Origin of the sequence: Dysgonomonas sp. PF1-14, from assembly GCF_029892965.1 — a bacterium.
GTDB lineage: Bacteria > Bacteroidota > Bacteroidia > Bacteroidales > Dysgonomonadaceae > Dysgonomonas.
Map to the genome: position 1 here is coordinate 1 of NZ_JARXWN010000018.1, position 12,621 is coordinate 12,621.

Sequence of the window (12,621 nt, forward strand, 5' to 3'; positions counted from 1 at the left end):
TTCTGATAAGTTAAAGGGTTAAACTTTTTGTTTATTAAGCAATACAAACTTAATTGTTTGCCCTTTAACTGTCAGATCAGATCGAAACTATTTCACCTAACTTATCAATATCCTTGAAGAACAGCCCATCACGTTTATTATTTGCCACAGAAAAGCCTCTAACAAAGCCGTCTATTGCATGAGATAATTCATGTCCTATTATTAACCAAATAGGAGCAACCTGCATTCCTCCTTGTGTTGGCAATGAAGCACTAGCAATATCTATATACATACTAGGGTAGGCTTGAGCTGTTAAAGCGATTACATTACTATCATTCCTTTCATCTTTGGCTTTAGTATTTGTACTCCTATTTATCTCTACATTTCTTTTATCATTAGAGAAATAATTCAATATGGCAGTACCAGTAATTGGAGCCTCAGTTTGTAAATTATTCAAAGCCGTTACCATCGATTCAACAAAACCACCAGTAGGAGGGTTATAAACCGATTCTTCAAATCTACCTGTTGAAAAGTTTATCTTATTTTGATACACTACGCCATTTCTATAAGTATATGTATCAACACCATCATTTAAAATGATCCACTTTCCATTCGGATCATTATATAGAATAGGATTGTTAGCACAGTAAGTATAAGGTGAGACATTTGGATAATCTTCTGCTTGCGGATCAACTCCGAGCCAGATTGACACTCTCGGATCATAATACCTCGCCCCATAATAATACAACCCCGTCTCTTCATCCAACTCTTTGGCATTAAACAGATATGGAGTATTCCACGTATTATTGCGTTCTTCGATAAATACTTCTCCGAACGGCACATACTCAATATGCTGTACTACTTCGCCGTCCAAATTAGTAATTAAACTCGAACTACCCAAATGATCGGAATGATAATAATACTGATACAACTCCGGATTGTCATTTGCATTGGCGGCAAACGATTTAGTCGTCGGTGAATCATCACAACAAAAACCGCTTCCATTCACATAATCATCATTATCCTTACCATGATATGGTACTTCAAAAGCAGCGTAGCGGTCTTTGATGGTTTGTTGCAAGGCCTGGTACTTGGTCTTATAATCTACTTTGGCACCATCCACATTACTTCCCGCATATTCTACTCTGCGCGGATCGCTGCCGTAGCTGTCTAAGTCACCCAGCTTACTTACGATCCTTTGACTGCCTATATAGATATGCTTGGTGTACTGTCCGCCTTTGCTGACTACAATGTACGGATTCACATAGGCGGTAAAGTTCGCCGTCTGTGTGTTGCCGCCGCTGAACAGGGAATTGACATAAATCTCCTCGCCTTCGCCGCTGGTCTTGATAACACGCTCTTCACCTGCATCATATCAGTAACCGAATAAATTGTTAAAAGTGACATAAGTGACACCTTTTCCGTTCTTTTTTCTTGTTACTTTTTCTTTTTGCAACACGCTTGTCGCTATCTATTAGATAAATTTCCTGCCGAAAAAAGCATCGGCAGGAAATTATCTTTCTTTATAGTCAAGGTAGAGCCTTGTTTTTAGTTTCAACGTAGGCGGAGCCTACGCCGAACGAAGGTTATTCTTTAATGCGATACATTACTGAACCTATTTTAAAATAGTATATTCAATAATTTTTAAATAATTAATTTCTGAATTACCCATAGATTGCACTATAATATTTTCATTTTCAGTTGAATCTTTTTTAATCGTTAAAATTGCTTCCACTCTGATTTTTTTACCTATTATAGAATCATTCCAATAATCAAAATCTTTAATATAGTATATTTCATCTTTTTCTGTGACTAAAATAGGTCCCCTTTTGGCCATTTTTGCAAGACCCTCTACCGTAGTTATCTCAGGCCTGTTATTATCAAGGGTGTTATCTTTTGGTTGATTACAACTTACCATAAAAAAAACTAATGATATAAGTATATATTGCATATTCTTTATACTTTGCATTTATTATTTTTGCTTTATTTTTGCTTTCTCTATTTTCTGTGTTGAGATAGCTGGTATAAATACAGTATGACTAAAGTCATATAAATCCCTTTCAAAATGTTCTAATGTACTTTTATAGACTTTCATATATTTTTCAGGAGGATCATGATCATGATTCCCATGCCACCAATATTGACCATCGTAGAAGCCAAAGTCAAAATTCGTTCTACCTTCATTTCTCCATTTGTAACTATATGTGCTCATGTCTACTCTTCCATTCTCATCTGTTTTGAAATCTTTTCGATTTTTGTAAGGAACCCAGAATCTCATTGCAAATATAACAACATGCTCCCCATTATTATAAATATCTGGATTGTCCTTAATTGTTTGCATCATCTTTTTCGCCTCATTTTGGGCTAAATTCAAAGATTCAAAAGCTGGATATGTAGGAGGTGCGTGGCGGGGGGTGATAGTAAGTGTTCCTGACATACCTAAATTTAGAGCGGTAACGCCAATACAACCAGCATATAGAGTTTGATATTGACCTGTTTTAATATCTCTCCCTCCATTATAATTCTGTTTCCAATAATTAACATACTCATGGACTGTAAATGTTTGAATCGGTTTTGTTTGCTTCCCATTCGGGTCAATCAACTTAACTGGATTTTGATAACAATAAGTATAAACCCCATGATTAAATGAGTTATATATACCTCCATTATGCTGTCCTTCAATAAAGTTCTCCTGTTCAAACGGATTGTACGTCGCTAAAGCATCTACACTCAGCCATATTGAAGTACGTGGATCGTAGTATCGTGCCCCATAATAGTACAACCCCGTCTCTTCATCCAACTCTTTGGCATTAAACAGATATGGAGTATTCCAAGTATTGTTTCGTTCTTCAATAAACACTTCACCGAACGGCACATACTCGATATGCTGTACCACTTCGCCGTCCAAATTAGTAATTAAACTCGAACTACCCAAATGATCACTATGATAATAATACTGGAACAACTCCGGATTATCATTTGCACCGGCTGCAAAGGACTTGGTCTGCGGCGTATCGTCACAGCAGAAACCGCTTCCATTCACATAATCATCGTTATCCTTGCCATGATACGGTACTTCGAACTTATTGTAGCGGTCTTTGATGGTCTGCTGCAAGGCCTGGTACTTGGCCTTGTAATCCACTTTGGCTCCGTCTACATTACTTCCCGCATATTCTACTCTGCGCGGATCAGGGCCGTAGCTATCTAAGTCGCCCAGCTTACTTACGATACGCTGACTGCCGATATAGATATGCTTGGTGTACTGTCCGCCTTTTGATACAACAATATACGGATTCACATAGGCGGTAAAGTCTGCCGTCTGTGTGTTGCCTCCGCTAAACAGGGAGTTGACATAAATCTCCTCGCCTTCACCCGATGTTTTCACCGTACGTTCACCCGCTGCATCATACCAGTAGTTGCTTACAAAGCCGTTGTCGTCGATGGCTTCCAGTCGGTTCTCTTCGTCCCAAAGCAACTTGCGTTCAGTTGATTTCGGTGTCTGTGTACCGTCTTTCTTCGGACGCTCGGTATTGATATAGACAAGGTTACCGTTGGCATCGTATTCGTACTTATGTTCCTTTTTGGTCAGCTCTTTATCGTCAGTGCCTTCGGTACGGTAGTTGTCGTCCAGTATATTGGCTATCTGGTGCGGTTTTTCACTGTTGTAGTTATACGCCAGTTCATAGCCTGCCTTCAATACTCCGTCAAACTGTATGCCTTTCTGCTCCACATGCTGTTTCTTGCTTGTGATGTTGTGCAGGTTGTCGTAGGCCATTTCGAGGGTATAGGAAGCCCCCCTGCCCCCCGAAGGGGGTGTTGCTGAGTTGACCACGCTTAAAACATTATCTACCTTATCGTAGGTATAACGGTTGTCGAGGATCAGTCCTCCCCCCGCGGGGGAGCCAGAGGGGGCCGTTACCGATAAATTGTCCAGCCTTCTTCTTTCTTGATCGTAGCTATAATTGGTTTCCGCTCCGTTACAGTACTTCATATAGATGCGTTGTTCGAACTTGTCGTAACCGAGTTTGTTCACATAGTTGTACGAATAAGCCTTTTCGCCTTTCACGCTTTCAAGCAAGCCGGCGGTGTTGTATGAGTAGGTGATCTTCTCTTCATCGGGATAGACCATCTCTTCGAGGCGGTTCCAGCTGTCGTACTTCCATTGGGTAACATAGGTGGCGATCGCCTGGTTCGGGATGATCAGCGTACGGCGTACTTTGGTCAGTTCGCCCAGCCTGCCATAAAAGAACTCCTGCGCTCCCGATCCGTCTTCCTGTAGCATCAATCTGCCTACGCGGTTCTCTCTTGCGTTCTTGTTGCCATAGGTGATTTTAACTAAAACCTTACAAACCTACACACTTTTTACACTACGTTTTTCACTTTTCTCTTTTGGGCACATCCCTGCGGGTCGGGCTATTGGCGGTAGTCCTTGTGCGGCGGACGCATCGGTGATTTTAACTAAAAACTTACAACCAACGGTCACAGGAGCGCAGCGTATGTAAAGTTGTACTCATTTATTGTTGTTAACTGTTGACTGATCACTGTTGACTGTTTCCTCCCTTTCTATAGAGATAATTTTCCTGCCAACGGATAATGCTGGCAGGAAAATCTAATTTATTTTATTACCACGCGATACAATCGCGCGGGAGCAGTGGTATGTTGTGTCAGTATGGGATTGCAGAAGAAACCCGGAGGAGTTTGCTAAGCTGATTAAAGATATTATAGGGTAAAGGATTTTTATTTTTTTCAACTGAAAATATAGTATAAAAGAATCTCCCCCTGTCAATAATTCGGCAGGGGGAGATTCTTTTATAGTGGCTAATGATTTAGCTGATCAGTACCACACGATAGAAGTGCGGGAGTGAGGGCGTGCTTTGACTAGAAAGAAAGTATAAGGTCTGAACTTTTAAGCTGCAATATTTTTTTTTCCTGCTTATTTACTTCAATCTGTTTTAGAAAATCCTCTCTATTAAATATTGTTTCCTGTAGACTTTGAAGCCATTTACTTATATCTACTCCACAAGCCTTAAAGTGTTTTACATCCCAACTTCTTTTATTGATTTGTTCAAATACCCTTTGGGCTTCTTCACTACTTATGAATAAAGCTATCTTAAGCTTCGCCTCCTGAAGTGCTGCTTGCAAATAAGAGTTAGGAGCTGCACTTAATGGTGGAACTTTAGAATTATCATCTATCGCAGTTTCTACTTTTTTAAAAGAGAGACTTCCCTCAAAAGGCAATGGCGTTTGTTTTCTTATACTATCTAACACATCATCAAAAAAGACGCTGTGCTTTTCATAAGGTATATCATACTGAAACCCTTTTTTATTTTTGAAATCCTTTAAAAAAATAGGGTAATCAAAATTTGCTTTTACATTCTTCTTCCAAATAGGGTATATTACAAAATAGGGGCTGTAATTCTCCGTAAATGGGGATTTTATCAATTCTATTCCAAGAATACAAGAACCAACTACCTTATATAACTTGTTCTGAGAATACAATGTTAATTGAGGAAAGGCATTTAGCCATTCCTCAATTATTTTCTTTTTTATTGTTTTATCTATTCCCATTCTTATTTTTAGGGTTTAATTATTTGTATCCCATATCCAGGGAAACTATTTGAGTATTTTAAATATTGAGAATTACTCATAAAGGCGTTACCAAACTTGAAATCGTAAATCATCTTGGTATTATGATTAACCACATCTAAAAAACCTTTACCTGCTGGGCCATTAAAATAATTACTCCCTACGCTAAGCCCCCTATCTCCATAAATACTTTGATAACGTCCTAATAGATTTTTAGCATAAGTGTGTTTTAATGTTCCAGCAACACCCCCAGAACCTCCAATGGCTACCTCTGCTTTCTGTGCAGCCTTTGTTAGAAGCTGCAAATCGCTCATTCCACCCTTAGCTGCAGTGGCAGTACTTGATGAAGCTCCTCCTCCACAAAAGCTAAAAAGAAGAGCCATTGTTCTTGTAGCCGAATCAATTCCTTTATAGTTAGTCGTTCCATCCAAATTTACAAGAGCATGCCCTCCTGTAAATTCATTAACTCGCCCTCCACCTGTAATGAGTTCAAATGTAAGGGGTTGCAAAGTTACATAAGCATCATTTATGATACTATAAGTAATTGGCGCATTATCTCTCCACTTATCAAAGAAAGATTTTTCTCCCTGACTTAATTGTGAACCAAATCTATCGCCACCACTTGTACTTTCATCCAAGAAGTTAACACTCAATACTTGGTCCTGCATAAACGAAACAGACATATTGCCAGTTATGTCTACATAGGCTGCTCCAATATTATTATACCTCAGACCGTCTCTGTCCACATGACCCGCATTTCCTTCCTGCCAGAATGTACCTCCGCTCTCAGCATGTTGATACCAATCCATTCCATTCGGATCCACATACTTAACAGGATTCTGGATACAATACGCATATGTAGAAATATTCGGATATTTCTCCTGCAACGGATCAGTACTCAACCAAATACTTGTTCTCGGATCATAATACCTCGCCCCGTAATAATACAGCCCCGTCTCTTCATCCAACTCCTTGGCATTAAACAGATATGGCGTATTCCACGTATTGTTCCGCTCTTCGATGAACACTTCTCCGAATGGCACATACTCGATATGCTGTACCACTTCGCCGTCCAAGTTAGTAATTAAACTCGAACTACCCAAATGATCGGAGTGATAATAATACTGGAACAGCTCCGGATTGTCATTTGCACTGGCAGCGAAGGATTTTAGTGTCTTGCTGTCATCACAACAGAAACCCTGTCCATTCACATAATCATCGTTGTCCCTAGTATAATCTCCCCCTGTCGATAAAACGGCAGGGAGAGATTTAATACAGTGACTAATGGTTTAGCTTAGTATTACTACGCGATGCAATCGCATAAGAGCAGGAAACAAACAAGCTTTCACTTTTCTTTGAAATTTCTTTTTTTTCTTAAATAATCAATTAATGGAATAAAGGACAAAACAAAGAAAGTTGCAAATACTACCACTATAACATTTGTAATAAGACTCTTACAAAACACCCTGTCAAAAACAGAATCATAGTAAAAGTCAGTAGTATTTGTGCCCGTAGAATATTTTTCACATCCATTTACTAAATTAATACTGGTATAGATTTTATTATTATATCGTAATTCGCATCGATTGTTATCTCTCATACCTTTCATACAATGGATTTTCAAAATTTCACATTTAATTGGTTGAGTATTATTTTCTACATAATCACAACGTAATCTAAATCCTCCCCAAAATAAAAAATTAAGAGAAGCTAAAATCATAAGAATTATATATTGTTTCTTCATTTTTGTGTTTTCTCTTGCACAATGTCTGAAACCTTATTCCCAGTCATTTTCTGAACAGTTCCTCTACCTACATCTTGCATGAAGTCTAATGTTTGATTTAAGTTTTTGTCTAATGTAGCTTCTTTAACAACCTTAGACTGCTTATTAATAACACTTTCTGTCGCTGATGACCTGGTCATTAAATCTGTTGCTCTATTAATTTTCGATTGAGCATTATCCGCTACTTCTTTAAAGACTTTCGTTGAAGGTAAGAGATGCCCCATACCTACATCAGCAAGAACTCCTGCAAGTACTGATGTTAAATCAAAATCTGTATCAGGATCTATATATGTTTTTATTGCTTCTTCCAAAACATTTAACCCTACTTCTAATAACTTTCCAATAATTTTCTGACTCTTAGGATTTGCTATCCATTTGGTAAATTTTGCAACACCAGATACAGCTCCCATTCCTCCAGCGATTGCAATTTTACCAGCATCGTACCAAGACAAATCTTTATTAGCTTCAATAAAGCTCATGTCTTCAAATAGCATCTTTTCGCCAATAATCGAACCGTATTCAGTTACTAAGCCTATTACGACACCTGGTATTCCTTGTTTTCCATTCGGGTCTACATATTTGACAGGATTCTGATAACAATAACTATAAACCCCATGATTGAATGAGTTATAAATACCTCCGTTATGCTGTCCATTAATAAAGTTCTCTTCTTCAAACGGATTGTATGTTGCCAGAGCATCTACTGACAGCCAAATACTCGTCCTCGGATCATAATACCTCGCCCCATAATAATACAACCCCGTCTCTTCATCCAACTCTTTGGCATTAAACAGATACGGCGTATTCCAAGTATTGTTCCGCTCTTCGATGAACACTTCTCCGAATGGCACATACTCGATATGTTGCACAACTTCGCCGTCTAAGTTAGTAATTAGTGAGCTACTACCCAAATGATCGGAGTGATAATAATACTGGAACAACTCCGGATTATCATTTGCACTGGCTGCGAACGATTTTAGTGTCTTGCTGTCATCACAACAGAAACCCTGTCCATTCACATAATCATCGTTGTCCCTAGTATAATCTCCCCCTGTCGATAAAACGGCAGGAGGAGATTAATTATAGTGGCTAATGGTTTAGCTTGATATTACCACACGATGGGAATCGCCGGCAGCGGAGGATAGTAATTTTTTTAATAGGGATAACAGAAATATGTTGAAGTCGACATTATTGTATTAGAAGTTAAATTTACGAAAAATACATTTGACCGAGCTTCGAATCTTGTTTTATTTCCCATGATAACATTATCGTCGTCATAAATTATATCATCAAAGTTAAAGCTTAATTGTTTTCCTTGTTTTTCTGCATGATTGAGTGCTCTTGCTCTTAAATAGTTCACAACAATGACAGTATCGCCTTCTTGACAAATATAGCCAGTATATTGTCTATAAAAACTATAGAATTCTTTGATATATTTTCCATATTTTTTTTCTACAATTATACTTTCTGCTTTTAAAATTTGTTTATCTGTTGGCTTAAATAGAATAGATTTTTTTTCTAAAAAATCATCCATCATATTTGTACTTGATCCATCGTTATAAAATAATTTACCCTTAGAATTATATAAGCCTCTAATTCTTATTATTGTTGAATCATTCTTGTTAGGATATTCAACAGTCCATTCTTGTTTATTGTATTTAATTGTATTACAGGCTACAAACAAGAAAGAAAATATACATAGCAAAACTTTCATAACTCAATATCGCCAAGGTATATGATTAAGACTATCCCAAACAGATGTTGGTGCTGTCGATGGTATAATTTTGCCGAAAATATTTATCGTCGAACTAGTTCTACCGCTTGGAGTCAAAATAGTGCCTTGATTATGAGGAGTCCATGGCTGTGTTGTTGAATCAAAAGAATAAGCACCTCTCAACGGGAACCCATGCTCCGAACGAATCCTATTTTCCATCCATGTCGCTACTTTTTCCGATTGAAAGACAGTCTTACTACCCGTTTGTCCGTCAACTTTAGGCAAGGAATACCATTCTGTAATTAAATTTACTATTCCGTTCGTTATTCGATCATATCCATGTCCAAGTTCATGAGCTAGAGCTATAAAAGGATCTCTACCTGTGGTTCCATCTGCGTTAGGTTGACTCCCCCCTCTATCTGAAGGATTCCAAGTTATATTCCCTGATTTATAAGAGTTTTTATACCCTAATGTGATATTATATTTTCCCCGAGCAGATTCTAAAGTACCTAATAACTCTCTTCCTGAAGCTGTAGAATTAATGTTATCTAAACCTTCTTTCATCGTTATAAGTTTAGAATGCATATCTCCTGTTATTTCAGCCCCATTCTGATATACTCTTCCATTTTCATATTGGAAAGTATGTTTTGTACCTATACCAATAAATGAGAAAAATCCTGTTTTATAATTTAATGTTATAGTATCTCCTTTTAAATCAATGGCATTTATTGGGTTATTTGCACAATAATTATAAGGAGACATACTCGGGTATTTTGTCGCTCTTGGGTCCACAGACAACCAGATACTCGTTCTCGGATCATAATACCTCGCCCCATAATAGTACAGTCCTGTCTCTTCATCCAACTCTTTGGCATTAAACAAGTATGGAGTATTCCATGTGTTGTTTCTCTCTTCAATGAACACTTCTCCAAATGGAACATACTCGATATGTTGTACCATATCGCCGTCCAAATTAGTAATTAAACTTGAACTACCCAAATGATCACTATGATAATAATACTGGAATAGTTCCGGATTGTCATTTGCACTGGCTGCGAACGATTTTAGTGTCTTGCTGTCATCACAACAGAAACCTTGTCCATTCACATAATCATCATTATCCTTACCATGATACGGTACTTCGAATTTATTGTAGCGGTCTTTAATAGTCTGCTGTAGGTTTTGGTACTTGGTTTTATAATCTACTTTCGCACCATCTACATTAGCCCCTGCATATTCGATACGTCTAGGGTCGCTACCATAACTATCCAGATCACCCAGTTTACTTACTATCCTTTGTGATCCGATATAAATATGCTTCGTATACTGTCCGCCTTTGCTGACTACAATGTATGGATTCACATAAGCCGTAAAGTTCGCCGTCTGCGTACTGCCGCCACTGAACAGGGAGTTGACATAAATCTCCTCGCCTTCACCCGATGTTTTCACCGTACGTTCACCCGCAGCATCGTACCAGTAGTTGCTTACGAATCCATTGTCGTCAATGGCTTCCAGTCGGTTCTCCTCGTCCCAAAGCAGCTTGCGTTCAGTTGATTTCGGTGTCTGTGTACCGTCTTTCTTCGGACGCTCGGTATTGATATAAACAAGGTTACCATTGGCATCGTATTCGTACTTATGTTCCTTTTTGGTAGGGTCTTTTGCATCTGTACCTTCGGTACGGTAGTTCTCGTCCAGTATATTGGCTATCTGGTGGGGTTTTTCACTGTTGTAGTTATACGCCAGTTCATAGCCTGCCTTCAATACCCCGTCAAACTGTATGCCCTTCTGCTCCACATGCTGTTTCTTGCTTGTGATGTTGTGCAGGTTGTCATAAGCCATTTCGAGGGTGTAAGAAGCCCCCCTGCCCCCCGAAGGGGTGTTGCCAGCGCCTGTATACGTACCGCTTGCGGAGGTCAGGCGATACAAGCCGTCATAATTGTATGTATGGCTCATCTGTCCGCCCATAGTGAGCCCCCCAGCCCCCGTAGGGGGTGTTGCTGAGTTGACCACGCTTAAAACATTATCTACCTTATCGTAGGTATAACGGTTGTCGAGGATCAGTCCTCCCCCCGCGGGGGAGCCAGAGGGGGCCGTTACCGATAAATTGTCCAGCCTTCTTCTTTCTTGGTCGTAGCTATAATTGGTTTCCGAACCGTTACAGTACTTCATATAGATGCGTTGTTCGAACTTGTCGTAGCCCAGCTTGTTCACATAGTTGTACGAATAAGCCTTTTCGCCTTTCACGCTTTCGAGCAAGCCGGCGGTGTTGTATGAGTAGGTGATCTTCTCTTCATCGGGATAGACCATCTCTTCGAGGCGGTTCCAGCTGTCGTACTTCCATTGGGTGACATAGGTGGCGATCGCCTGATTCGGGATGATCAGCGTACGGCGTACTTTGGTCAGTTCGCCCAGCCTGCCATAAAAGAACTCCTGCGCTCCCGAGCCGTCTTCCTGTAGCATCAATCTGCCTACGCGGTTCTCTCTTGCATTCTTGTTGCCATAAATGATTTTAACTAAAACCTTACAAACCTACACACTTTTTACACTACGTTTTTCACTTTTCTCTTTTGGGCACATCCCTGCGGGTCGGGCTATTGGCTGTAGTCCTCGCTAACGCTGCGGGCTACTTGCCGCTATCCCTTGTGCGCGGACGCATCGGTGATTTTAACTAAAAACTTACAACCAACGGTCACAGGAGCGCAGCGTATGTAAAGTTGTACTCATTTATTGTTGTTAACTGTTGACTGATCTCTGTTGACTGTTTCCTCCCTTTCTATAGAGATAATTTTCCTGCCAACTGATAAGGCTGGCAGGAAAATCTAATTTATCCTATTACCACGCGATGAAATCGCGCGAAAGCGAGGGATCAAAATCCTTACTCTTTTGACTTGGGAGTTTACAACCCCGAAGGACAGGGCGTTATTTCCCATTTTTCTTTTTTTCTATATGTTTCTTCAAATAAGACCTTATTGTTATCTAACCATTGCCATTTGACATAGTAAATAAATATTCCTTGTAAAGAATACTTTTCTATGAACTTTTCGCGCTTTATTTCATTACCGCTTTTATCATATAGAATCCAATATACTTCAATGATATCTATGTCCCAATTGCACCAAAGCCCTATTTTACACCTCCTGTTTGGGGATGATTTAGGTTTGCCTATATTGAACTGATATTCTAAATCTCTTTCCAAACAATTATTATAAGCATCTTGCAAAGAGTTAGTATCCCAGCCTTCTTGTTTAGCGATGTGTACCATTCCCTCATTAATAGCCTCTAATTGCATTCGTTTCTTTTTGAATTTATCTAAAGAAAAATACATCTTAAAATCAAAATCAACAAAGGCTTCTTTAAACCCTTTAACATTCTTTGGTGTTGTCAACGAATTATTCCAATCATCAGATATAAATATAGTAATTTGTTGAACAGAAGGTGTTGAATAATTTCGCAAAAAAGACCAATATAACTCTGATACAACATGACTTTCAGGATTAAATCCTCCAGCATGAATTGATTTGTATGTTGTTCTTAAGTCTATATGATTAAGTCCCATTTT

General features: G+C 38.9%; 10 protein-coding genes. All 10 read right to left on the reverse strand.

Annotated elements, in window-relative coordinates:
* Window positions 1–76: 76 nt before the first annotated feature.
* Window positions 77–1,243, reverse strand: coding sequence for an RHS repeat-associated core domain-containing protein (locus M2448_RS17145; RefSeq protein WP_280647370.1), 1,167 nt, complete (start codon window positions 1,241–1,243; stop codon window positions 77–79).
* A 351-nt stretch (window positions 1,244–1,594) separates the two neighbouring features.
* Window positions 1,595–1,930 carry a hypothetical protein gene (locus tag M2448_RS17150; RefSeq protein WP_280648039.1) on the reverse strand — a complete coding sequence of 112 codons (336 nt, stop codon included), beginning with the start codon at window positions 1,928–1,930 and terminating at the stop codon, window positions 1,595–1,597.
* Window positions 1,931–1,951: 21 nt separating this feature from the next.
* The gene (locus tag M2448_RS17155) at window positions 1,952–3,970 is read right to left on the reverse strand and encodes an RHS repeat-associated core domain-containing protein (RefSeq protein ID WP_280647428.1); all 2,019 of its coding nucleotides are present in this window, start codon (window positions 3,968–3,970) and stop codon (window positions 1,952–1,954) included.
* Window positions 3,971–4,857: 887 nt separating this feature from the next.
* Window positions 4,858–5,547, reverse strand: a complete 690-nt coding sequence (locus M2448_RS17160) for a hypothetical protein (protein ID WP_280647372.1) — start codon at window positions 5,545–5,547, stop codon at window positions 4,858–4,860.
* 8 nt (window positions 5,548–5,555) lie between these two features.
* Window positions 5,556–6,776 carry an RHS repeat-associated core domain-containing protein gene (locus tag M2448_RS17165; RefSeq protein ID WP_280647373.1) on the reverse strand — a complete coding sequence of 407 codons (1,221 nt, stop codon included), beginning with the start codon at window positions 6,774–6,776 and terminating at the stop codon, window positions 5,556–5,558.
* 134 nt (window positions 6,777–6,910) lie between these two features.
* Window positions 6,911–7,309 (reverse strand): hypothetical protein, encoded by a 399-nt coding sequence (locus tag M2448_RS17170; RefSeq protein WP_280647374.1) that lies wholly within the window; start codon window positions 7,307–7,309, stop codon window positions 6,911–6,913.
* Window positions 7,306–8,367, reverse strand: a complete 1,062-nt coding sequence (locus M2448_RS17175; RefSeq protein WP_280647375.1) for an RHS repeat-associated core domain-containing protein — start codon at window positions 8,365–8,367, stop codon at window positions 7,306–7,308. Before M2448_RS17175 ends, M2448_RS17170 begins: the two co-directional genes overlap by 4 nt.
* A 134-nt stretch (window positions 8,368–8,501) precedes the next feature.
* Window positions 8,502–9,062 carry a hypothetical protein gene (locus tag M2448_RS17180; RefSeq protein ID WP_280647376.1) on the reverse strand — a complete coding sequence of 187 codons (561 nt, stop codon included), beginning with the start codon at window positions 9,060–9,062 and terminating at the stop codon, window positions 8,502–8,504.
* 3 nt (window positions 9,063–9,065) lie between these two features.
* Window positions 9,066–11,231: an RHS repeat-associated core domain-containing protein gene (locus M2448_RS17185; RefSeq protein ID WP_280647429.1), complete on the reverse strand. Its 2,166-nt coding sequence runs from the start codon at window positions 11,229–11,231 to the stop codon at window positions 9,066–9,068.
* Window positions 11,232–11,958: 727 nt separating this feature from the next.
* On the reverse strand, window positions 11,959–12,618 hold the full coding sequence (locus tag M2448_RS17190) for a hypothetical protein (protein WP_280647377.1): 660 nt from the start codon (window positions 12,616–12,618) through the stop codon (window positions 11,959–11,961).
* Between the last annotated feature and the right edge of the window lie 3 nt (window positions 12,619–12,621).